General features: G+C 60.5%; 22 protein-coding genes. 14 read left to right on the forward strand and 8 right to left on the reverse strand.

Going from position 1 to position 23,092, the window contains the following annotated elements; genetic code table 11:
* Positions 1-44: 44 nt before the first annotated feature.
* Positions 45-803 carry an alpha/beta hydrolase gene (locus ACK83U_RS22240; protein WP_112608812.1) on the reverse strand — a complete coding sequence of 253 codons (759 nt, stop codon included), beginning with the start codon at positions 801-803 and terminating at the stop codon, positions 45-47.
* Positions 804-852: 49 nt separating this feature from the next.
* Positions 853-2,625, reverse strand: a complete 1,773-nt coding sequence (locus ACK83U_RS22245) for a cytochrome c biogenesis protein DipZ (RefSeq protein ID WP_112608814.1) — start codon at positions 2,623-2,625, stop codon at positions 853-855.
* A 359-nt stretch (positions 2,626-2,984) separates the two neighbouring features.
* On the opposite strand from ACK83U_RS22245, the gene ACK83U_RS22250 reads away from it, so the two are divergent.
* From ACK83U_RS22250 to ACK83U_RS22290, 9 genes are all read left to right on the forward strand, one after another.
* A complete protein-coding gene (locus ACK83U_RS22250; RefSeq protein ID WP_112608816.1) occupies positions 2,985-4,037 on the forward strand; it encodes an alpha/beta fold hydrolase in 1,053 nt (350 codons plus the stop codon).
* Positions 4,038-4,150: 113 nt separating this feature from the next.
* Complete coding sequence (locus ACK83U_RS22255; RefSeq protein WP_112608818.1) at positions 4,151-4,891, forward strand: response regulator; 741 nt, start codon at positions 4,151-4,153, stop codon at positions 4,889-4,891.
* Positions 4,888-6,210: a sensor histidine kinase gene (locus ACK83U_RS22260; protein WP_112608820.1), complete on the forward strand. Its 1,323-nt coding sequence runs from the start codon at positions 4,888-4,890 to the stop codon at positions 6,208-6,210. The genes ACK83U_RS22255 and ACK83U_RS22260 overlap by 4 nt, the downstream gene beginning before the upstream one ends.
* A 186-nt stretch (positions 6,211-6,396) precedes the next feature.
* The gene (locus ACK83U_RS22265) at positions 6,397-6,813 is read left to right on the forward strand and encodes an organic hydroperoxide resistance protein (protein WP_112608822.1); all 417 of its coding nucleotides are present in this window, start codon (positions 6,397-6,399) and stop codon (positions 6,811-6,813) included.
* Positions 6,814-7,126: 313 nt separating this feature from the next.
* Positions 7,127-7,855 (forward strand): septum site-determining protein MinC, encoded by a 729-nt coding sequence (gene minC / locus ACK83U_RS22270; protein ID WP_112608824.1) that lies wholly within the window; start codon positions 7,127-7,129, stop codon positions 7,853-7,855.
* A gap of 29 nt (positions 7,856-7,884) precedes the next feature.
* Complete coding sequence (gene minD, locus ACK83U_RS22275; RefSeq protein WP_095437032.1) at positions 7,885-8,700, forward strand: septum site-determining protein MinD; 816 nt, start codon at positions 7,885-7,887, stop codon at positions 8,698-8,700.
* Positions 8,697-8,957, forward strand: a complete 261-nt coding sequence (minE, locus tag ACK83U_RS22280) for a cell division topological specificity factor MinE (RefSeq protein ID WP_015343376.1) — start codon at positions 8,697-8,699, stop codon at positions 8,955-8,957. Before minD ends, minE begins: the two co-directional genes overlap by 4 nt.
* Positions 8,958-9,224: 267 nt before the next feature.
* A complete protein-coding gene (locus ACK83U_RS22285; RefSeq protein ID WP_412475027.1) occupies positions 9,225-9,908 on the forward strand; it encodes a polysaccharide deacetylase family protein in 684 nt (227 codons plus the stop codon).
* On the forward strand, positions 9,839-10,042 hold the full coding sequence (locus tag ACK83U_RS22290) for a hypothetical protein (protein WP_412475045.1): 204 nt from the start codon (positions 9,839-9,841) through the stop codon (positions 10,040-10,042). Before ACK83U_RS22285 ends, ACK83U_RS22290 begins: the two co-directional genes overlap by 70 nt.
* Positions 10,043-10,057: 15 nt before the next feature.
* On the opposite strand, the gene ACK83U_RS22295 is transcribed toward ACK83U_RS22290, so the two are convergent.
* Positions 10,058-10,666: a TetR/AcrR family transcriptional regulator gene (locus tag ACK83U_RS22295; protein WP_112608826.1), complete on the reverse strand. Its 609-nt coding sequence runs from the start codon at positions 10,664-10,666 to the stop codon at positions 10,058-10,060.
* Positions 10,667-10,777: 111 nt separating this feature from the next.
* Here ACK83U_RS22295 and ACK83U_RS22300 point away from each other — a divergent pair, with 111 nt between their 5' ends.
* The 3 genes from ACK83U_RS22300 (at position 10,778) to ACK83U_RS22310 (ending at position 15,278) form a co-directional block, all read left to right on the forward strand.
* The gene (locus ACK83U_RS22300) at positions 10,778-11,467 is read left to right on the forward strand and encodes a PspA/IM30 family protein (protein ID WP_112608828.1); all 690 of its coding nucleotides are present in this window, start codon (positions 10,778-10,780) and stop codon (positions 11,465-11,467) included.
* A gap of 43 nt (positions 11,468-11,510) precedes the next feature.
* Positions 11,511-11,792: a YiaA/YiaB family inner membrane protein gene (locus tag ACK83U_RS22305; RefSeq protein ID WP_112335778.1), complete on the forward strand. Its 282-nt coding sequence runs from the start codon at positions 11,511-11,513 to the stop codon at positions 11,790-11,792.
* A gap of 90 nt (positions 11,793-11,882) precedes the next feature.
* Positions 11,883-15,278 (forward strand): acyl-[ACP]--phospholipid O-acyltransferase, encoded by a 3,396-nt coding sequence (locus ACK83U_RS22310; protein WP_412475000.1) that lies wholly within the window; start codon positions 11,883-11,885, stop codon positions 15,276-15,278.
* An 88-nt stretch (positions 15,279-15,366) separates the two neighbouring features.
* Here ACK83U_RS22310 and ACK83U_RS22315 read toward each other — a convergent pair whose 3' ends face one another.
* The 3 genes from ACK83U_RS22315 to ACK83U_RS22325 are packed head-to-tail and all read right to left on the reverse strand — an operon-like array spanning position 15,367 to position 18,611.
* Positions 15,367-16,380: a sensor histidine kinase gene (locus tag ACK83U_RS22315; protein ID WP_112608832.1), complete on the reverse strand. Its 1,014-nt coding sequence runs from the start codon at positions 16,378-16,380 to the stop codon at positions 15,367-15,369.
* Positions 16,380-17,084, reverse strand: a complete 705-nt coding sequence (locus ACK83U_RS22320; RefSeq protein ID WP_112608834.1) for a response regulator — start codon at positions 17,082-17,084, stop codon at positions 16,380-16,382. Before ACK83U_RS22320 ends, ACK83U_RS22315 begins: the two co-directional genes overlap by 1 nt.
* 45 nt (positions 17,085-17,129) lie before the next feature.
* Positions 17,130-18,611: a DUF4173 domain-containing protein gene (locus tag ACK83U_RS22325; protein ID WP_112608836.1), complete on the reverse strand. Its 1,482-nt coding sequence runs from the start codon at positions 18,609-18,611 to the stop codon at positions 17,130-17,132.
* A gap of 687 nt (positions 18,612-19,298) precedes the next feature.
* On the opposite strand from ACK83U_RS22325, the gene ACK83U_RS22330 reads away from it, so the two are divergent.
* Positions 19,299-20,372 (forward strand): serine hydrolase domain-containing protein, encoded by a 1,074-nt coding sequence (locus tag ACK83U_RS22330; RefSeq protein ID WP_112608838.1) that lies wholly within the window; start codon positions 19,299-19,301, stop codon positions 20,370-20,372.
* A 2-nt stretch (positions 20,373-20,374) separates the two neighbouring features.
* Positions 20,375-20,926: a GNAT family N-acetyltransferase gene (locus ACK83U_RS22335; protein WP_112608840.1), complete on the forward strand. Its 552-nt coding sequence runs from the start codon at positions 20,375-20,377 to the stop codon at positions 20,924-20,926.
* A gap of 50 nt (positions 20,927-20,976) precedes the next feature.
* Here ACK83U_RS22335 and ACK83U_RS22340 read toward each other — a convergent pair whose 3' ends face one another.
* Positions 20,977-22,602: a DUF4166 domain-containing protein gene (locus ACK83U_RS22340; RefSeq protein WP_412475001.1), complete on the reverse strand. Its 1,626-nt coding sequence runs from the start codon at positions 22,600-22,602 to the stop codon at positions 20,977-20,979.
* Positions 22,599-23,018 (reverse strand): thiol-disulfide oxidoreductase DCC family protein, encoded by a 420-nt coding sequence (locus ACK83U_RS22345; protein WP_112608844.1) that lies wholly within the window; start codon positions 23,016-23,018, stop codon positions 22,599-22,601. The genes ACK83U_RS22340 and ACK83U_RS22345 overlap by 4 nt, the downstream gene beginning before the upstream one ends.
* Positions 23,019-23,092 lie beyond the last annotated feature (74 nt).

Raw genomic sequence — 23,092 nt, forward strand, 5'->3', positions numbered from 1 at the left:
GATAGGCGGCGGTCTCATTCAAGAGACCGCCCGCTCGGATTGGCTTACTTGCCGGCGTCCTTGGCCGCCTTCTCGATCACGGCGGCCACCTTTTCCGGCTGCGAGGCGAAGACGGCATGACTTGCCTCGATTTCGGTCACGTCGCTGCCGGCACGCTTTGCCATGTCGCGCTCGAGCTCGGGATTGATGGAGCGGTCATTGGTTGCGACGATGGCCCAGTTCTTCTTCGCCTTCCAGGCAGGATCGCCAACCTTGGCGGTGAAGGCGGCCTTTGATGCAAAGACCTGCGATTTCGCCAGGAAGCTGGCTTCATCCTTCGGCAGGTCGGCGGCGAAGTCGGCGGCGAATGTCGCGGGATCGAGATAAAGATATTGGCCGTCCTTGGTTTCGCGGATGTTCATGCTGCCTGCAGGCTTCGAGCTCGCAAGGCTGATCAGGCTTTCGCCCTTGTCCGGCTGAAATGCGGCGACATAGACGAGGCCCGCGACATCCGGGCGATTGCCCGCTTCGGTGATGACCATGCCGCCATAGCTGTGACCGACGAGCAGGCTCGGGCCGTTCTGAAGGTCGAGCAAGCGATTGGTGGCGGCGACATCGTCGGCAAGCGAGGTGATCGGTTCCTGCACGACCGTGACGTTAAAGCCGTCCTTTTCAAGGATATCGGCGGTCTTGCGCCATCCGGAGCCGTCGGCAAGAGCGCCGTGGACGATGACAATATTCTTGATCTCGGCCGACCGCGCCGCAAAGGCGAAAGTGCTTGCGGCAAGCCCGAGCGCGGCGATGGAAAGAAAACGGATCTTCATGACGTAACTCCTGTGTGTTGAGGTTCATGCTTGGGGTAAAGGGGAAGTTTCAGCCGAAGGTGAAGGCGTAGGCCTGCACCCCGGGATCGAGGAAACGGATCTCGAAGTTGTGTGCGGTGACGTCACCGGACTGGCGGACGAGTTGGTAGAGCTTGGTGGCAGTCACGGTGCCGTTGCCGTCGGCATCGATATCGGAGCCGTGGTCGGCGTCGGGCGCCGTCCCATCCACAGTCACCTGGAAACGGATCGGTTTTCCGTCCGCCGAGGGACCAAGGACGAGATGCAGGTCGCGGGCGCTGAAGCGATAGCTGATGCCGCCGCCTGCCTTGTTGAGCGTCGCCTGCTCGGACCCGACTGTCCAGGTTCCGGCCAGTCCCCATTGGTTGAGGCCGGGACTGGCAACGGAATAGTCGGCGGCGGTGTCGGCCTTCAGGCCTTCAGGGGAGACGAAACCTGTTGCCTGGCTGTAGCCGACATAGGTTTCGCCGGAGCGGATATGGCCAAGGTCGGGGCTCGCTTCCGCACCCTTCGCATCCGGAACGACCGGGCCGCTTTGGGCGATCTCGCTGCCGGCTTCGCGCAGCAGGTCCTGGATTGCCTGTTCGGTCTGGCGGTAGTTGCCTTCGCCGAAGTGCTGGTAGCGGACCTGCCCCTTGGCATCGATCAGGTAATGGGCCGGCCAGTAATTGTTCTCGAAGGCGCGCCAGATGCGATAGTCGTTGTCGATCGCGACCGGGTAGCCGATCTTGAAGTCGGCGATCGCCTTCTTGACGTTGTCGACGTTCTTTTCGAAAGCGAATTCCGGAGCGTGGACGCCGATCACGACGAGACCCTGATCCTTGTACTTTTCCGCCCAGGCACGAACATAGGGGATGGTGCGGATGCAGTTGATGCAGGAATAGGTCCAGAAGTCGACGAGGACGACCTTGCCGCGAAGTCCGGCCGTCGTCAGCGGCTCAGAGTTCAGCCAGGTGACGGCGCCGTCGAGCGAGGGGGCGGGGCCTTCGATCGGAAGATCGCTGTGGAATGGACGTGCCGCGTCTGTGGCAACCTTCATGGCACTGTTGCTGGCAACCTCGGTCTCCGGGGCTGAGGTCTTGGGGTGCAGCTTCTCGAGCAAAGCCTGTTCGAAGGAGCCGGTGCTTGCATAGGAGAGGCGGGCGAGCAGGCCGGTATCGAGGCCGAGCGCGATGGCGGCAACGCCGGCCAGAACAGCCGCGCCTGCGACCTGGCGAATGCGTTCGCTGACGCCGAGGGACTGCTTCATGCGGGCAAAGATCTTGCCGCCGGCAAAGAGAGCAAGAGCAAGCGAGGTCGCGGCACCGGCGCCATAGGCAAGCAGCAGGAAGGTCGTCTGCAGATTGGCGCCCTTCAAGGCCGCGCCTGTCAGGACCAGCCCGAGGATCGGGCCGGCGCAGGGCGCCCAGAGCAGTCCAGTCGCAATGCCGAGTACGAAGGAGCTTCGGACGCTCGACGTAGCGCGTTGAGCGTCGGCGGCGTTCAGCAGGTTGTTGCCGAGATTGACGGCTGGCCGCGAAAGCGCTGTCGCTATGCGGGGTGAAATCAGGCTCAGGCCGAAGAGGCCGAGCAGCACGATTGCCGCGAGGCGACCATATTCATTGGCACGGATCGCCCAGGCGCCGCCGACCGCGGCAAGGGTCGCGACAACTGCAAAGGTGAGCGCCATGCCAGCCAGCATGGGCAGCGTGCTTCGGACGAAGGGCTGTCCGGCGCGGGCAAAGACGAAGGGGAGGATGGGCAGGATGCACGGACTGAGAATCGTCAGCGCACCGCCGAGATAGGCAATGATGAGAAGCGTCATCGTCTTGTTCCTTTAGAAGCGATTGACCGGCTGCGAACGGCGACGTGCCGTGCTCAGCAGTGACGCTATCTGTCGGTAGCGACGTATCTCGAATGTGTCTGAGTGGATGGGAGAATGTACCGAAACGTCAACGTTCCCCGTTTCGATACATTGCGATACAAACTGGCCGATTTGGGTGCGATTTCGCATGTGGCGCAGCTGCTTGCCTATGCGACCGGAGAAAGGGGCCTGGATTGTATCAGACTGTATCTGTGCGGCCTGAAGCTACACAGATATTCAAAAGGCTGCTGCCTGCGACACATCGGAGATACATGTGGCTGGCTTTCTTGGGCTCACGATCCAATCTACAGGAGAGACAGATGTCCGAGGAAATCAACCACACCCGCCGCCGCTTTTTTGGCATGGCGGCCATCGCTGTTGCCGCCGCTGAATTCGGTCTGCCTGCAATCGCCGGTGCGCAGGAAACAAAGGCTTCCACATTGACCCTGCCCGTCGTTAAGGCCGGCACACACACGTCTTTCGACGCGCTGAAGCAGATCAAAGCCGGTGTGCTCAATGTCGGTTACGCCGAAGCCGGTCCGGCCAACGGTCCCGTCGTGCTGCTGCTGCACGGCTGGCCCTATGACATTTACAGCTTCGTCGATGTCGCGCCGCTTTTGGCAGATGCCGGCTATCGCGTCATCATTCCCTATCTTCGCGGCTACGGAACCACTCGTTTCCTTTCGAAGGACACGCCGCGCAACGGTCAGCAGGCAGCACTTGCCGTCGATATGATTGCGCTTCTTGATGCGCTGAAGATCGAAAAGGTCGTCGTTGCCGGTTACGACTGGGGTGGCCGCACCGCCGATATCATGGCGGCTCTCTGGCCGGAACGCTGCAAGGCGCTGGTTTCGGTCAGCGGCTATCTCATCGGCAGCCAGGAAGTCAACCGCAAGCCGCTGCCGCCAAAGGCAGAGCTTGCCTGGTGGTACCAGTTCTATTTCGCCACCGAGCGCGGCCGCCTCGGCTACCAGGAAAACCGCCATGATTTCGCAAAGCTGATCTGGCAAACCGCCTCGCCGCAATGGGCCTTTGATGACACTACTTTCGATCGGTCGGCTGCCGCTTTCGACAATCCGGACCATGTCGATATCGTCATTCACAATTATCGCTGGCGGCTTGGTCTCGTCGAAGGCGAGGCGAAGTTCGATGCTTATGAAAAGAAGCTCGCCGTTGGCCCGGTGATTTCGATCCCGACCATCACCATGGAAGGTGACGCCAACGGCGCGCCGCATCCGGAACCCGCGGCCTATCGCGGCAAGTTCTCGGGCAAGTATGAGCATCGCACGATCACCGGCGGCATCGGCCACAATCTTCCCCAGGAAGCACCGCAAGCCTTCGCCCAGGCTGTGATAGATGTTGATCGTTTCTAGTTCGGCGGTAGCGTGCGGGAGGGCGCCGGCGTAAGCTGTCGCCCTCAGCCGTTGGCGCCATAAGGGATGAATATTCGTAGCTTGATGCTTACGATGATGAGTGGGAAATCAAGATGGATCATGTCGACCATATCCTGATCGTTGATGACGATCGGGAAATCCGTGAGCTGGTGTCGAGCTACCTGAAGAAGAATGGGCTAAGAGCGACGACGGCTGCCGATGGCCGCCAGATGCGCAGTTTTCTCGAGGCCAATTCGGTCGATCTGATCGTGCTCGACGTGATGATGCCGGGCGACGACGGCCTGGTGCTGTGTCGCGAGCTTCGCGCCGGAAAGCACAAGGCGACGCCTATCCTCATGCTGACGGCGCGTAGCGACGAGATGGACCGCATTCTCGGCCTCGAAATGGGCGCAGACGATTATCTGGCGAAGCCTTTCGCCGCCCGCGAGCTGCTTGCCCGCATCAAGGCGGTTCTGCGCCGCACCCGTATGCTGCCGCCCAATCTGCAGATCAGCGAGGCCGGCCAATTGCTGGTCTTTGGGGACTGGCGGCTCGACACGGTCGGGCGTCATCTGCTGGACAAGGACGGCACGGAGATCACACTCAGCGGCGCGGAATACCGCCTGCTGCGCGTTTTCATCGATCACCCGCAGCGGGTGCTCAATCGTGATCAGCTTCTGAATCTGACACAAGGCCGCGATGCCGACCTCTTCGACCGCTCCATCGACCTGCTCGTCAGCCGTCTCCGCCAGCGTCTGGGCGACGATGCGCGTGAGCCGATCTACATCAAGACGGTGCGCAGCGAAGGCTATGTCTTCTCCGTGCCGGTGGAAATTGCGGAGCTTCGCCCATGACTGTGATCGACCTTTCAGGCCGCCGGTCATGGTGGCCTAGCACCCTGCGTGCACGCATTTCGCTGATCCTCCTGGCGGGGCTCGCGATCGCTTACGGCCTGTCTTTCAGCGTGCTCTATATCGAGCGCTACATGTCGGCAAAAGCCGTCATGCTCGGCACGCTGGAAAACGACGTCGCGACTTCGATCGCCGTGCTCGACCGCCTGCCGGCCGATGAGAGGGCGAATTTCGTCGATTGGCTGAGCCGCGGCAATTACAGTTTCGAGTTGGGGACGGGCCAGCCCGGCGTGCCCGATACCTCCGCCCATGGCGCGGAGATCGCCGCCAAGATAGAGGATGCAGTCGGCCATCGGTTTCCTATCCATATGGAATCGATACCGGGACCCATCTCGCGGCTGCAGGCACATCTCAATCTGAGTGATGGCAGCCCGCTGACGATCGATGTTACGCCAAAGGGTGTCATGCCGATCGCGGCCTGGCTGCCTTATGTCTTCGTCGTCCAGATGCTGTTGATCATCCTTTGTATCTGGTTTGCGGTGCGACAGGCCACGCGTCCGCTCGCCGAGCTTGCCGCCGCGGCCGATGCGCTCGATCCCAACAAGAAGAGCCCGGCCTTGAGCGACCGGGGGCCGAGCGAAGTGGCGCATGCCGCAAGAGCCTTCAATGCCATGCGGGATCGAATTGCGCATTATCTCGAAGAGCGCGTGCAGATCCTTGCGGCGATCTCCCACGACCTGCAGACGCCGATCACCCGCATGCGCCTGCGCGCCGATATCGCCGATGATTCGCCCGAGAAGACCAAGCTGCTGCAGGATCTCGGCGAGATCGAGCGTCTGGTGCAGGACGGGATCGCCTATGCGCGCAGCGCCCATGGCAACGGCGAGAAAAGCGCGCGCATCGACCTTGCCTCCTTCATCGAAAGCATCAGTTACGATTATCAGGACACCGGCAAATCCGTCGAGATTCTCGGCCTCATCCAGGGCACGGCGACGACGAAGCCGCATGCGCTACGACGTATCCTCACCAATTTCATCGACAACGCCCTGAAATTTGCCGGAACGGCGGAAATCGCCGTGGAGCGGCGGGACACGGGCCAGATTGCGATCACCGTTCTGGATCGAGGTCCCGGCATTCCGCAAGACCAGATAGAGGCGGCCATGCAGCCCTTCTTCCGGCTGGAGCAATCGCGCAACCGCAACACCGGCGGCACCGGCCTTGGCCTGGCGATTGCCCAGCAGCTTGCCCAGACGCTCGGCGGCTCCGTCAGGCTCTATAACCGCGAAGGCGGTGGTCTGGCGGCGGAAGTCGTTATTTCCTGATTGTTCCTTCGAAAGACTTTCCGGCAATTTGTAAGCATTTGTATCCGGCCCGTTAAGGCCTACGTTTTGTGACACTTCCGGCTTTTCCGGAAACATGCCGGATACGTCGATCCATCAAAAACAACTCCGTCAACACACGTTGCCCAACGCCACAACATAGCGGGCAACGCAACAAAGGAGTGTTCCATGACCAAGATCGACAAGGTTCTCTACACCGCCAAGACCCACACCATCGGTGGCCGTGACGGCTCGGCCCGCAGCGATGACAACCAGCTTGATGTCAAGCTTTCGCCTCCCGGCAGCGCCCATGCCGGTACCAATCCCGAGCAGCTCTTTGCGGCCGGCTGGTCGGCCTGCTTCATCGGTGCCATGGGCCTTGCCGCCGGCAAGCGAAAGATCAAGCTGCCGGCCGATCTCGCCGTCGATGCCGAAGTGGATCTGGGCATGACCGAAGGCGCTTACTTCCTGCAGGCACGGCTGACCGTCAGCATGCCCGGCATCGAGCCGGAGCTGGCACGCGCGCTGGTCGAGGAAGCACACCAGACCTGCCCCTATTCGAAGGCCACTCGCGGCAACATCAATGTCGAGCTGAAGCTCGCCTGAGAATCGCCCACGCATCGATATTGCGCGCTGCTCCGGAAGGTGCAGCGCGCCGAATCGTTAATTTTTCCGCGTCGAATAATCAGCAAGGCAGTTTCTGCTTTGCGCCTGGAGAATCTCATGAGACCAATCATTCTTCTCCTTGCAGGAGCTGCGATTTTCGCCGCTCCATGCGTCTACGACCCCAGCTCCAACGAGCCTTCGGCACTCGCGAGCATCGCTGTTTTATGGGGCGGTTCGGGCTCGAATGGAACCTCGCGTTAACCACTTGTTAACCATATGAGCGGTACACAGGATCAACGATTTATTCACATAGATGACCAAAGTGCTAACAGACGCTCGTTCGATCCGTATCAAGGGCCGCTCCTTTCTTGCGGTCATGCTTTCGCCGGATCTTCCGCTGGACCAGTGGTTGATCAGGCTTGACGACCTCGCAGCCCGTTCGGCCGGCTTCTTTCTGGGGCGGCCGGTCGTGCTCGATATCACCGACCTGCCGATCGACAAGGCGCAGCTCAAGGAGCTGATCGCTGAGCTTTCGGCCCGCAATGTCAGCATCATGGGCATCGAGGGCGGTCGCCCGTCGATCGCCGGGCCTGGCATGCCGCCGATCCTGAAGGGCGGGCGTCCGGCTGCCGATTTCGAAGTCTCCGAGGCCGAGCCGGTCGTGGAGCGCCGCAACAGCGAGCCCAAGGCGCCGCCGGAAGTCCGGCCGGTCACGCAGTCGCTGATCATCCGCGAGCCGGTGCGTTCGGGGCAGTCGGTGATTTTTCCAGAAGGCGATGTCACGGTCATCGGTTCCGTGGCGTCCGGCGCGGAAGTCATCGCGGGTGGATCGGTCCACATCTACGGCGCCTTGCGCGGCCGCGCCATGGCGGGCTCGATCGGCAACGCCTCGGCGCGAATCTTCTGCCGCAAGCTCGAGGCCGAGCTTTTGGCGATCGATGGCATCTACAAGATGGCCGAAGACATATCACCCGGCCTCAGGGGACAAGCCGTCCAGCTCTGGCTGGATGGTGAAACGATCATGGCCGAAAAACTAATCTGAGCCGAAGCCGGCCAAAACAGGAGAGCAAGATGGGCAAGGTAATCGTCGTCACATCAGGCAAGGGCGGAGTTGGAAAGACGACTTCGACGGCCGCATTGGGGGCGGCTCTGGCACAGAGAAACGAAAAGGTCGTCGTCGTCGATTTCGATGTCGGTCTGCGCAATCTCGATCTGGTCATGGGGGCGGAACGCCGCGTGGTCTATGACCTCGTCAACGTCATTCATGGCGACGCCAAGCTGCCGCAGGCGCTGATTCGCGATAAGCGGCTGGAGACGCTCTTCCTCCTGCCGGCCTCGCAGACGCGCGACAAGGACAATCTGACGCCCGAGGGTGTCGAGCGCGTCATCAACGAGCTCAAGAACTATTTCGATTGGGTCATCTGCGACAGCCCGGCCGGTATCGAGCGCGGCGCCACCCTTGCCATGCGTCATGCCGACGTCGCCGTCGTCGTCACCAATCCGGAAGTTTCCTCGGTGCGCGATTCCGACCGCATCATCGGCCTGCTGGACTCCAAGACGCTGAAGGCCGAGCGCGGCGAGCGCATGGAAAAGCATCTGCTGCTGACCCGCTTCGACGCCGGCCGCGCCGAACGCGGCGACATGCTGAAGGTCGACGACGTGCTGGAGATCCTCTCCATTCCGCTGCTCGGCATCATTCCGGAAAGCACCGACGTTCTGCGCGCCTCCAACCTCGGCTCGCCGGTCACGCTTGCCGATGCGCGCTGTGCACCGTCGCTTGCCTATTTCGACGCCGCACGCCGCCTTGCCGGCGAGCAGGTGCCGATCACCATCCCCGGCGAGAAGCGGGGTATCTTCGGCAAAATCTTCGCAAGGAGGGCCGCATGAGCATTTTCGGACTGTTCCGCAAGCAGAGATCTGCACCGATGGCGCGCGAGCGTCTGCAGATCCTTCTTGCCCACGAACGCGCCTCCGTGGGCTCGGATCTCGTATCCGTGCTGAGAGAGGAAATCCTCGCCGTCATCGCCAAGCATGTGCAGGTCGATCGCGACAAGGTACAGGTGAAGATGGATCGCGATAAGGACGTCTCCATGCTGGAGATCGACGTCGAGATCCCGCGCGATGCGACCTTGAAGGCCGCTTGACGAAGGATCGCGCCCGTCAAATGTGCGAATTCTGTCACATGGAACTCTCGTGTGGCAGAAAAGCTAAAATTTTCGCAGCCGGCTCTTGCAAAGGGTGCGATTCGCGATTATCTGCGCGTCATCACCTGTATCGATGGCCTGTCGCGCTGACATTTCTGTGTCGAGCCGGCGTTCGCTGTCCGGGTTAAAAAGCAAGGGCGCTCCCCAGAAATGGGTAGAGCGCCCTTTGCTTTTGTCGTGCTCGCGGCGCTTTTCTTGTTCCATGCGATGTGCCAGTTTGCGGCGACGATACGGGGGGCGGCTGGCTTGGGCGCATTGAATCATCGAAGGAACGCGGTCTTGAGATGGCTGCTCGCCGGCATCCTGGCTGCGGCCTGCGCCGTCTCCGCTCGCGCGGCGGACGGGACGATCTTTCTGACATTCGATGATGGCCCCTTGCCTGGAACGAAGAACATTCTTTCCGTGCTGAGCCAGGAAAATGTCCCCGCAGCCATGTTCATGGTCGGCCAGCATGTCGAAACCATTCCTGCCGGGCGCGATCTCTTGGCAGAAGCCAAAGCTATGCCGCTGGTAACCGTCGGCAATCACAGCTACAGCCACGCCAATAATCGCTACAGACGATACTATTCCAACACCCAGGCCGTCGTCGCCGACATGCTTCATGCCAATGAAGTGCTCGGTCTGACGCCGATCGTCAATGCGCGATTGCCGGGCAGGGACGTCTTTCGGCTTCCGACCGATCGAGGGAGGATCTATCCATCAACGTTGCCCAATGGGAGCGCGAATGGCTGGATTACGAGCTCGTCGCCGAAGCGGGATTCTATCTCTACGGCTGGGATTTCGAGTGGGTACACAGCGACGACGGCAAGCCGGTTCAATCGGTGGATCATCTCGTCAATGAGATCGATCATCTTTTCCAGTACGGTCGTTTCACGCAGCGCGGCAAGATGATCCTTCTCATGCATGACGAGATGTTTCAGGATCAGTTCAACGGGCGCGAAAACCTGCAGTCGCTGATCCGCAAGCTGAGGAATCGCGGCTACGCTTTCGGCGATATCCGGAATTACGCGCCCTCGAAACAGTAAAAACCATAAATCCGGCTAGCCTTGTCGTGCGGCGGCCCCGGCTGCGACCGTCAGGATGAAATCGTCGAGCTCCTGTTCCAGGCTTTCGATCGGCAAGCCGACGAAACGCCCCTCCAGGCTGATGCTGACGACGCCATGCACAGCGCCGAAAAGCGTTCTCGCCCTGATCGCGCGCGCCGTCTCCGACATGTTCGGCTGCAATTCTGCGAGCGGCTCGGCAATGACGCCCATCAGGAACATGTGCTCTTCGAGATGCCATTCGGGGCTGGGGCGGTCATCCGGAGGCCGATGGTCGAAGAGCGCCTTCCATAGATTGCGATGGGTAACTGCAAAGCGCAGATAACCGCGTGCGAGATTGCGCAGCCGGTCTGTCGGTGTGTGATCCCGAACCTCCGTCAGCGCCAGCGATGCCTCAAGCGCCTTCAGCGTCGCCGAATTGACGTGAATGACGAGATCGTCGAGGTCGGCGAAGACCGTATAGAGACCTCCGAGAGCGCAGCCTACATCCTGCGTGACATCGCGCGCCCTCAGGTTTGAGAGCCCGTCGGCAGCGATGCGATTGCGCGCCGCCTCGATCAGCCGCTGCTTCAGATCCTCGCGCTTTTCCAGGGTTTTTCTCGCCATTAACTATTCCAATTCGATTTTTTGAACGTTGTTCAAAATTATCCTTGAACAACGTTCACGATTCTGGCATACATCGTTTCATGAACATCGTTCATAAACGGGAGACGACAAATGTTCAATTCAATTCTGACGCTCATTCGCGGTCGGGCCTATGATGCGGAACAGGCGTTCATCGATCGCAATGCGGTACCCTTGCTGGCGCAGCAGATCCGCGAGGCGGCCAGTGCCATCCAGTCGGCACGGCGGGCCGTGGCAATTGCCGTCGCGCAGAATGAGCAGGAAAAGAACCGGCACGCAGCGATCATCGGCCGCATTGCGGACCTGGAAACGCGCGCCGTTGCCGCCCTCCAGAAGGGAAGTGACGAACTTGCGCGGGAGGCGGCCGAGGCGATCGCCCAGCTCGAAGCCGACCGGGATGCTTCCGAGAAGGCCCAGACGCAATTCACTCAGACGATCGGCAAACTCAAGGCAACCGTTCGCACATCGGAAGCACGGCTGCAGGAATTGCAGCGCGGCGAGCGCCTGGCGCGGGCTACCGAGCAGACACAGAAGCTCAATGCCGCCTGCGACGACAATTGCGGCCTGGCGACGCTCGATGACGCCGAGGAGACGCTCGCCCGTCTTCAAGCCTACCAGAGCCGCTGCGAGATCGCAGCCTCGACTATGAAGGAAATGGATGCCACGAGCCGGCAGGCCCATATCATCGAAAAACTCGCCAATGCCGGCTGCGGCGCACCGCTCGGCCCTTCTGCCGACGACGTACTTGCCCGCCTGCGCCAACGCTTGAATTCAGCAGCCTGAAACGAAGACATCAAACACATCAGATAATTGAGAGGATACGATCATGAACGACAGCTTCCAGAAACATTCCCAGGCTTGGGTCAGCTTCTCCTACATCTCTTTTGCCGCAGCGGCTTTCATGCTCCTCGTCGGCCTTTACATGATGCCGATCGATCTCTGGGGCAAAGGCTATCTCGCCATGGGCATTCTGATGCTGGTGCAGACGGCGGTCAACGTCACTAAGACCGTTCGTGACAACAGCGAGGCTGACAAGCTGATCCGCAAGGTAGAAGATGCCCGTACGGAAAAGCTTCTGGTTAAGTTCAATCGTGACGGTCAGGACTAATCTTTATTAACGACGCCATAGAGTTGTATCCGCGCTCAACCTTTGCGTAACAACTCTGTGGCGTCCTGTTGGCCGAATGAGGGATACGCCATGCAAACGCACCTGATGAGATCGAGGAAGTTCGCGCCGCTGTTCTGGACGCAATTCCTGACTGCCTTCAACGATAATTTCTTAAAGCAGACTCTGGTTTTCGTCATTCTCGCGCAGATGGCGACGGAGGGCGCGGCGCTGGTCACACTTGCCGGCGGCATCTTCATCGTGCCGTTCCTGCTCCTGTCGGCGATTGCCGGTGAGCTTGCCGACAAATACGACAAGGCCAGGATGGCGGAGCTTTTGAAGCGCTGCGAACTCCTGGTGGCGGCGATCTCGGTCGTCGGCATCGCCTTCTCCTCGATCTGGATCCTGATGCTCGCCCTCTTCAGCTTCGGCGTCATTTCCTCGCTCTTCGGGCCGATCAAATACGGCATCCTGCCCGATCATCTGGCAAACCGAGATCTTCCCAAGGCCAATGCCTGGATCGAGGGCGGCACCTTCATCGCCATTCTCACCGGTACGATGGTCGCGGCCGTCGCCTTCCGCGAGGGCGAGAATGTCTGGATCTTCGGGCCGATGATGATGGGGCTTTCGATCCTCTGCTGGTTTGCCGCCCGCATGATTCCTGCGACCGGCTCCAAGGCACCCGATCTCGTCGTCGACACCAATGTCATGCGCTCCAGCTACAGGCTGGTCAACGAGCTTCGCGCCGATGGCCGCATCTGGCGGGCGTCGCTGATGAACTGCTGGTTCTGGTTCGTGGGCGCCTTCATCATGTCGATGCTGCCGGTCATGGTCACCGATATTCTCGGCGGCTCGGAAATCGTCGTTCCCGCTTATCTCGCGATCTTCGCCATATCGGTTGCCATCGGCTCTGCCATTGCCGGATGGATGGCCGCCGGCCGCATCGTGCTTTTGCCGGCGCCCATCGGCATGCTGATCGTCGCTCTCTTCGGCCTCGATCTCGGCTGGAACCTATGGGGTTTGCAGTCGACCAGCCATGCTGAAACCATTCTTGCCTTCTTCGCTGGACCGAAAACGATCCGTGTCGCCATCGATCTGGCCGGCATGGCGATCGGCGGTGCTTTCCTGGCCGTTCCGACCTTCTCGGCCATGCAGAGCTGGGCGAATGAGGATCGCCGCGCCCGCGTCATTGGCGCATCGAATGTGCTCTCCGCGCTCTTTATCGCTGTGGGCTTGGCGCTTGTCGCCGTGCTTCAAGCCGTGGGTCTGTCGATCCCGGTCATCATTCTCAGCATCTCAGTGCTCAATATCGCGATTGCCTGGTTGATGCTGAAAATGCTGCCGACCAACGCCTTCCGCGATCTAATCTCCATCATCTTCCGCGCCTTCATGCGGCTTGAAGTCGAAGGTCTGGAAAACATACGCAAGGCAGGCCCCGCGCCGATCATCGCGCTCAACCATGTGAGCCTGCTGGACGGCGCACTCGCGCTTGCCATCACCGAGGAAGAGCCTATCTTCGCCATCGACTATGCCTTCGCGAGGAAATGGTGGATGCGGCCGCTTTTGAAGATGTGCAAGTTCCTGCCGCTCGACCCGACCAAGCCGATGGCAACGCGCTCGCTGATCAAGGTCATTCAGGACGGCAGCCCGGTCGGCATCTTCCCCGAGGGGCGCCTGACCGTCACCGGCACGCTGATGAAGGTCTATGACGGTGCTGCCATGGTCGCCGACAAGACCGGCACGATGATCGTTCCCGTCCGCATCGACGGACTGGAAAAGAGCTACGCCTCCTATCTGACCTCGAGCCATGTTCGCCGCCGTCTCTTCCCCAAGGTCAAGGTGACGATCCTCGAGCCGGTCAAGCTCGATGTTCCCGCCGAGCTCAAGGGCAGAAAGCGCCGTATCGCCGCCGGCGCTGCGCTCTACCAGATCATGTCGACGCTGATGTTCCGCACCGCCGACACCAACAATACAGTCCTCGGTCGCGTCATTGACAGCGCCCATGAATATGGCGGCAAGAAGCTCGCCGTCGAGGACCCGATCGCCGGCAAGCTCTCCTATGCCAAGCTGCTGACCGGTGCCGCGGTGCTGGGTGCGAAGTTCAAGAAGATGTTCCCGAACGAGAAGACGCTCGGCGTGATGCTGCCGAACGCCAACGGTACGGCTGCAACCGTGCTCGGTGTCATATCGGCGGGCAAGGTTCCGGCCATGCTGAACTTCACGGCGGGTGCTGCCAATATCCTCTCCGCCTGCCGGACGGCTGAGGTCAAGCATGTGCTCTGCTCGCGCGCTTTCATCACACAGGCCAAACTCGGCCCGGTGGTCGAGGAGCTCGAAAAGCATGTGGCCTTTGTCTGGCTGGATGAACTGCGCACGCAGATCACCTTCTTCGACAAGATTGTCGGCCTCATGCGCAAGTATCGGCCGTTGGTGAGGCGCAATGCCGACGATCCGGCCGTCATCCTCTTCACGTCCGGTTCGGAAGGGGCGCCGAAGGGCGTGGTGCTGACGCACCGCAATGTACTCTCGAATGCCGCCCAGGCCGCCTCGCGCATCGATTTCCACCCCGGCGACAAGGTGTTCAACGTCCTGCCGATGTTCCACTCCTTCGGCCTGACGGCAGGCACCATCCTGCCGCTGGTCTCGGGCGTGCCGGTGTTTTTCTATCCCTCGCCACTGCACTATCGCATCGTGCCGGAGCTGATCTACGTCTCCAACGCCACCATCGTCTTCGGCACGGATACATTCCTGAACGGCTACGCCCGCACCGCTCATCCCTATGACCTGAGATCGATCCGCTACATCTTCTCGGGTGCCGAGCCGGTGAAGGCATCGACCCGCGAGGTCTATATGGAGAAATTCGGCCTGCGCATCCTGGAAGGCTATGGCGTCACCGAAGCCTCCCCTGTGATCTCGCTGAACACGCCGATGTACAACCGCACCGGAACGGTCGGCAAGATCATGCCGGGTATGGAGTGGAGGCTCGAGCCGGTTCCCGGCATCGATGAGGGCGGCCGCCTTCTCATCCGTGGCGCCAACGTCATGGCCGGCTACCTGCGCGCCGGTAATCCCGGCGTTCTCGAACCGCTGCCGGAGGGTTGGCACGATACCGGCGACATCGTCACCATCGATGAGGAAGGTTTCGTCAAGATCCGCGGCCGAGCCAAGCGCTTCGCCAAGATCGGCGGCGAGATGATCTCGCTTGCTGCTGTAGAAACACTTGCAGCACAGCTCTGGCCGGGCGCCCTCAGCGTCGTCTCGTCTGTACCCGATGCCAAGAAGGGCGAGCGCCTCGTGCTCCTGACCGACGCGCCGGGTGCGACTAGAAGCGATTTCCTGGCCTTCGCCAAATCGAAGGGTGCCACGGAAATGATGGTTCCCGCCGAAGTGACCGTCGGCAAGGTGCCTGTCCTCGGTTCCGGCAAGGTCGATTTTGTCACCGCGCGTGCGATGGCTTTGGAAGCTCAAGCGCAGTCAGAGGCAGCGTAGGCTCCCATCTCGAAATAGTGGTGCGGCCGATGGTTTCAGCCTTCGGCCGCCTTTTTTTTGCCGGCGGCTCATGGCGGAGTGCGCCGTTTTAGGCGGCAATGGGAAGGATGATCTGAAATGCTGTGCCATCCTTGCTGCTCTCAAGCAATTCGATGCTGCCTCCGTGGGAAGCGAGCATGGCTCTGACGATGCCGAGCCCCATGCCCGTGCCGCCATCGTCCCGTCGCGTCGAGAAGAAGGGTTCGAAAATGCGCTCCCGATTGCCATCGGCAATGCCGCGACCATTGTCGCGAATTTGGATCGATATCCCCCGCCCTTCGCCGCTTGCCTTGATTGCAAGGTCTGTCGCGCCGTTCTGAACGGCATTTTCCGCCAGATTGGCGAAAATAATGCCGGCTGCCTCGCCGGGCAAAGCCAGCGTCTCGTCGGCGCTGCCTTCATAGATGATCGTCAATTGGCGAAATTGCATCTCCAACTGGGCAATGATATCGCGAAGGCTGCTGGAGCCCTGTTGGGATGGAAGCTCGGCCTTTGCCAGTTCCCGCAGGCGCGACAACAGCCTATCCAGCCGCTCGGTGTCGGCGATGATGTTTCCGAGGAAGCGGCTGCGCTGCTCGTGGCTCATCGGATTTTGGTCGTCATCATCACGCAGCAGTTCCGCCGCTCCCTTGATCGAGGTCAAGGGCGATTTCAGTTCGTGCGAAACATGGGTGGCAAAGGAGCGCACATAATCGGAATGATCGACCAGCTTGCCGGCGAGATCGAGAAAGCTCTGTGAAAGGGTCGCGACTTCGCGCGTGCCGTAGATTTCGAGCGGCCGGATCGCGGAGCGTCCGCCGCGGGCGATCTCCTCGGTTCGGGCAATCAGGGCATTGATCGGCGTAGTCAGCGTGCGCGTCAACACATAGGCGACGATGAGGGTAAGGATCAGAACGGCGGCGAGGGTGGCGATCTCCGCCGGCGCCATGGCGCCCGAGGCGGCGCGCACGACCCGAAACCAGATGATCGTGAGCATCGGCAGCATCATCACGGTCAGAAGCACCGCGTAGACGATGAGGGCGAGCGGCGGCCGCCATTTCGACTTCACCCGCGGCGTACGCATCAAGCGTTTCCTTCTGTAGCCGATGTCAGTTTAAAGCCGACGCCGTGCACCGTGGCGATGATGCCCTTGCCGCCAACGGCCGAAAGCTTGGCACGGAGATTGCGGATATGGCTGTCTATGGTGCGGTCGGCGACCTGCATGTCAGCGCCATAGGCCGCTTCCATCAGTTGATCGCGGCTGAAGACGATCTCGGGGCGCGAGAGCAGCGTCTCGAGGATCGAGAATTCGAGCGCCGTCAAGGTGAGCGGCACATCGGCGAAACTGGCGGTGCGGCTACCGCGATTAAGCCGCAGAGATCCCGCGGACACGGAGCCATTGGTCGCATCCGGCTCCGAGCCATGGCCGCTTCGCTTCAAGATGGTGCGGACCCTGGCAACCAGCTCGCGCGGACTGAAGGGTTTGGTGACATAATCGTCGCCGCCGATCTCCAGACCCAGAATCCTGTCGATTTCTTCGTCGCGCGCCGAGAGGAAGAGGATCGGAAGGTTCGATGCCTTGCGAATGCGGCGGCAGACTTCCAGCCCATCCATGTCGGGCATGCCAACATCGAGGACGATCAGATCGAGACCGCCTTTGTGAAAGGCCATCATGGCCTCTGTGCCGTTGCGCGCGGTCGTCGTCTTCATGCCGGCGCGGTCGAGCGCGAAGCAGATCACGTCGCGAATATTCGGTTCGTCGTCGGCGACGAGGATGCGCGGTGCCATGTAGTGCCTGTTCTGGTTATTCTGCTCTTTGTCTTCGTTTCGGCCTCATCTGACAAGGGTCGCATCATTTTTGAGGTAAGCACCAAGACGAGCATCGCGATAGGTCCAGCTTCGCCAATCGCGCGAGCGTCTGACATGTTGCCATAATAGTGCTTCGCGCACCTCGCGAGCATTCACGTCGGCAGGCAGCGATGCCAGATAGGTGTCGAGTGCCGGAATGGCGGCAGGGCCAAGCGTCGAGAGATAATCGAGATCGAGAACGACGCCTTCGCCCGATATTTCGCGGCTATGGGCAACGTTGAAGCGGGCGATGAAGGCGGGAATGTCGGCGAATGCGGCGGCATAGAGTATGAGAACCAGCGTTGCGGAGCTTAAGGCGATCAGCCACTCGTTGGAGCGACGAAGCAGGATGCGCAGGAGGATGAGGAAGAGGCCGACTGCGACCAAGCCCATCCAGATGCCGGCCGCAACGCGCAGCTCCGTCAGCGAATAGACTTCGACATAGAGATCGAGCCGCAGAATGGAGGAAAGGCAAAGCAGGATGTTCTGCGCGATCCAGAGAAGTACCAGGCCGCGAAGTAGGGGACTTCCGTCGCCCGGTCTGCCGCGCCGCATGGCGGCAAGCACGAAGACGGCGGCAAGGATTGTGGTGAGTATCAACGGATAGGCGCCGCGATGGGCGTATTCGGCATGGCTCATGCCATCGGGCAGGCTGGCGCCACCCCAGAGATAGGTGAGATCGAGTAGTGTCTGCACGGCAAACAGCGCGTTGAAGACCAGAAGCGAGCGCAGCAATGCGGCATGGCCGAACAGTCCATCTTCAATCCTGGTGGTGACCGCTGCGACCCCTTCGCGATGGTGACGGCGGCGCCTCAGGCGTGGATGAAGCAACACCGATAAAAGGGCTGCAACGACGAGCCAGAAACCGATGCGCCACATGCTCAGAAGTTGCAGCAGGAAAGTGAGGTCGATGCTGCGCAGCGTCTTGTCGATCAGCGGATTGGCCATCGCGAAAAGAGCAAGAAAGCCGGCGGCAAACGCGAGCGGCATGATCCAGCCGCGCAGATGATGTCGAACACCGTCCGGCGCTGGCTTCTGCAGCCGCCGCAGCCAGCGATAGCTCGCCTGGCGGAAGGGCCGAACCGGCAGATCCAGCAGGAAACGGAGCAGCGCCAATGGTAAGCGCGTCGATTGCCCTGGGAGCAATCCGCCAACACCCAGCGATATCAGGCAAAGCCCAAGCAGGCTGATGGTGATGCCTATCCAGGATGCGGTCTCGACAAGCGGCGCTGACGCAACAAGGCAAAGGATCGCAAAGGCTGCGATCTTTGGAATCGATTGCCTTCTTCTGGAGGAAATCATCAGACCGGCGGCGACGGAATTGGCAAAGAGAAAGAGATTAACACCCGGCGCCTCGTCGAAGAGAAGAATGTCGGCCAGGGCGATAAGGGAAATGAATGTGAGGAGTTTGCGATAGGGACTGCTTGTGGCGTTTGCGGGAAGGGCAAGTGTATCGGATAGGCTCATCGGTATCGGCTCCGTGAGGGATGTTCGGCCAAGGCGAAGGGTATGATCCTGGCTTCCTGAACCGGCGGATCGGCTGGCGGCTGACGATCGTCCTCCAGCCACCAGCCTTCCTTGAGAAGACTGCGTGGCAGGCGGGCGGGTGGAATTGCGATTGTCTCGGGCGTGTTGTTCATGGCGTGACGATGGCGTCCGCCTTTGCAGAATTTGTGCAGAAGCTGAGGAGCTCTTCAGGAAAATTGGGCAAGTCGGAACGTTCAGATCATCGCGCTTGTATGAGATCTGAAAAGAGTTGCCGCCGACGAGGCCATGCTGGACGAGGCAAATTTAGCGTTGCGTGAAATATGTCTCAAAATGGGGCAGTCCCTTGTGGAGTTTAATCCTGTGTTTCCCAGCTTCCAGTCCGCCTATGGATTGCCGGTGTGAAAATCGATTTCTTGACCCGGCTGTCGTACTCACCCCTGACGACAGCCGGGAATCTCGGAAGCGGCCTTCAGCCGCGACCGGGATTCTCGTCAGAAAAAGGAAGGCACCACATTTGCGATGAGACGCAAACGGACCTGAAGATGGGGCAGGGCTGATCGAAAGACCGGCCAATATGGATGCCAAATTGCTGCATCGTCGCCTTGCCGCATGCGCGCTTTGATTGTAGTTTTCCCTGACGGTCGTTGAGCGAAGGGTGGAGATTGCATGGTCATCACGCAGGGCAATTCATCCTCGTCACCTGATCGCGAAACCCTGCAGGCCATGGGTTTTGATCCCGAGCTCCGCCGCAAGTTTGAAGCCGGCATCGAATCCGGCTTGCTGCGCGATCTGCATGTCGTGCTTGCCGCTCGTTCCGGGCGTGTATGCCTGGAATATTACGCCATCGGCTCCGACGAAAATTGGGGAGATCCGCTCGGGGATGTCGCCTTCGACGCGGATACGCTGCACGATCTTCGTTCGGTCACCAAGAGCATTGCCGGCCTTCTTTATGGCATTGCACTCGATAGAGGATTGGTGCCGCCGCCGAATGCATCGCTTTATGAACAGTTCCCGGAATACGGCGATCTCGCCCAAGATCCTGCGCGCGCCAAGATCGCCATTGCCCACGCGCTGACGATGACGCTGGGGATGGAGTGGGACGAGGATCGTCCCTATACCGATCCGCTGAACAGCGAAATTGCGATGGAGAATGCTCCGGACCGATATCGTTTCGTCCTGGAGCGTCCGGTGATCGCAGAGCCGGGAACGCGCTGGATTTATTCCGGCGGCAGCGTCGCGCTTGTAGGCGCGATCATCGAGCGCGGCACGGGCAAGCGTCTGCCCGATTTCGCGCGAGAGGTTCTCTTCGAACCGCTGGGGATTGCCAAATTCCATTGGAACGCCGGGCGTGATGGCGTGGCATCGCCTGCATCCGGGTTACGCCTGACTGCCCCCGATTTGCTGAAGATCGGCACGCTTTTCCTTCAGAAGGGCGTGTGGGCCGGCCAAAGGATCGTCTCGGAAGAGTGGATCGCGCAATCCCTTGCGCCGGCGATTTCGACCGGGGACGGTTTGAGCTATGGCAGATTGTGGTTCTCAGGTGATGCGCCGGTGCCGGCGTTTGACGGTCAGCGGTCGTGGTATGCGGGCTTCGGCAATGGCGGGCAAAGGCTCTGGCTGATGCCCGATGCGGGTATCGCCGCTGTCATCTATTCCGGCAAGTATAATTCCTGGGATGCCTGGATTACGCCCACCCGCGTCTGGCGCGAGATCATCCTTGCCAATCTGCTGAAAGCATGAAGATGGCGCCTTCAAAAGCCGAGTTTCCCACACTCGTCACCGAGCGGCTGCGGCTTCGAGAAGCAAGCATGGACGACCGCGACGATTTCCATGCGCTGATTTCAATTCCGGAGGTCACACGGTTCTCGAACTGGGTTGATGCGCCGAAAATGGCGCAGATCGAGCGCTCTCTGCGATGGATGATCAAAATCTTTCCCAAGGGAACGGGTTGCTCATGGATCATCGAGGATCGGGTTTCCGGCCAATTGCTCGGAGCCATTCGCTTCAACAGCTTCGATAAGCATGCCAGATGCGCAGAATTGGGTTATGAGCTGGATCCCTCCGCCTGGGGCAAGGGGCTGATGAGCGAAGCCGCGCGTGCCATCGTTCAATGTGGCTTTGATGTCTTCTCGCTCAATCGCATCGAAGCCTGGACATTGCCGGGAAACACCGCGTCCGACCGGGTTCTGGAAAAAGCGGGCTTTCAATATGAGGGCACGCTGCGGCAGAAGGCGCGATTCAAAGAGGCCTTCCACGATTTCCGCATGTTCGGCTGTCTGGCCGGCGACCGGTAAACTAGCCTCTAGTCGGTCCCCGGCCGATTTCGCCAGTCGGTCTTGCATTATCAATCAATCCGCTTCAGCCAGCCTCGATAATGAACGACGGGGCCGATGAGCGGCAGGGCAATCGGTACATCGAAGTGGAAGCGGCCGTCTTCTGCCCATTCATGAGCGACGCTTTGGGGTGCCAGAAAGAGCGGCAGCGGAATGCGCAGGAACGACCAGTGTCGCATCGCCATGCTGAGTCCGTTGCCACGGATGGGAAGATCGAATGCAAAGCGGAAGGGGCCGAAGCGTTCGACGAGGTGGCCATTCTCTTCGCTCAAATGGCTGCGGAAACGCCGGCCGGAAAAATCCCGCGTCCATTCTTCGATGCCGTTGTTTTCCTCGAAGGAGACATGCAGCGCGTGCTTTCCGGCTGCGGGAAAGCCGAATATTTTCGCGACCAGCCGGGCAAGAGGAGAACGCCCGCGGGTGACGACTGCCTCTCCTTTGGCGCCGCCATCGCCGAAGACATGGTGCATCGCACGTACCGGCTCGGAAAGATGCGCGAAAGCAGGACCCATGACACGCTGATAGAGCGGCGTATAGGGTGCTTCCGTCATTTCCTCGGTGATTGCCAGATCGCGAAACAAGGTCCGGAAATCCTCAAGCGACAGAAGCCCGCCGGCGTGACGGGCGCCGGGTGGAAGACGGCCGTCGCGCAAGGCCCGCGCCAGCAACTGCGTCGGAAGCGTGGGAATTTCCACGCCGTCGCCGTTTTCGGCAATCAGGGTCCAGCGGCGAGCCTTCATGGCGCCTTGCTCAATGCCCTTGATCTCGATCGTCATAGCCGAGCGCGCCGTGCCAAGTCTCGCTGTCAGGCGTTGCAGCGGCAGCAGAAAGCGACTGATCTTCCTGAGCGATGTCAACCAACCCCAGGCAACCGGCCAGGACAGCAGCCAGAGTGCCAAAGTCTGAAAGGCGAATTCCGGCCCCGCCCGGAAGATGACACTGGGCCGCTCGGCAAAGCTTTCGATCAGCAGGTCGTGATCCGGTACGTCGGCCAGCGCCACCAACCGGTGCAGGGGGCGGCGGCCGGCAGTGGCATAGGTTTCGCGCTTCAGCATGTGCCAGCCCATCGCGTCTTGCCAGCGCCGGCCGCGCCAGAGCCGCACCGGCCTGCCGACATAACTCAGCATCGCCGATGCGACCGAGGCGCCTGCGGTCGCGCGGTTGGAGGCGCTGATCGACATTTCTATCGAATGAACTTCCTCCATGTCCTTGGCAAGGTCCGCGACCGCGGCACCGGAGAGCGCCGGCACGCTCGACGCGCCCGAGATGACGGTTACGCCGGCAGCCTTCGCCCGTTCATCGAGGCATCTAATCGCGCCGACGAAATCGCGCGCGTCGGCAAGATCGAAGTAGTGGATGCCGGCCTCCATGCAGGCTCGCGGAACTCTGTCATCACTTTGCTGGAAGGGACCTGCCGCATCGATCAACAGAAAGGGCCCGTGCTCGCCGAGTATCGCAGAGATATCGCCCTTTCGATCGGCTTGCAGACCAATCGCATGGGGCAATCGAGCGGCGAGCGCTTTCGCGGCTTCGAGATTGCGTCCGGCGACCAGAACCTCGAAGCCGTCGCTGGCAAGGCGCCGCGACAGCCGCGCGCCGAATCCGCCATAGCCGCCGAGAACAAGGATTCTTTTCAAAGGATGCGGCTCGCCTGCTCGGGTGTCGGAAGCCAGCATGTCTCCCGTTTGCCGAAGATGCGGTAGCGATTGCGCGCAAGCCAGAGGTAGATCGGATCGCGCAGCATGCGAGGTATGATGCGCAGCACAGAAATCGCCTTCCAGGGCCAGCCGAGGCCGGCATAAATGGCCAGCACCGCGTCGCTGTCGCGTAATACCTTTGCGCCGTCGACGATGATGAGGCTGTCGGGATCGGCGGGATCCATGCCGCAGCGACGATAGAGCGCAACGCCGGTTTCATTCTGCATGGAGGCAAGACGGAAACGACCAAGATGGTCGTGACGAAGCACGAACTGGGCGTTGGCGGTACACAGGACGCACATGGCGTCGAAGACGATGATCGGCCCTTGATGGTCGCTGATGGTGCTTTTGTTCATGCTCGCGGCGTCTTTTTCCGTAAACCGGTCTCGCCACAGCTTTGACCAGTTGCATCGCGGCCGTCAATTGCACG

Origin of the sequence: Rhizobium sp. WW22 (assembly GCF_047041135.1) — a bacterium.
GTDB lineage: Bacteria > Pseudomonadota > Alphaproteobacteria > Rhizobiales > Rhizobiaceae > Rhizobium.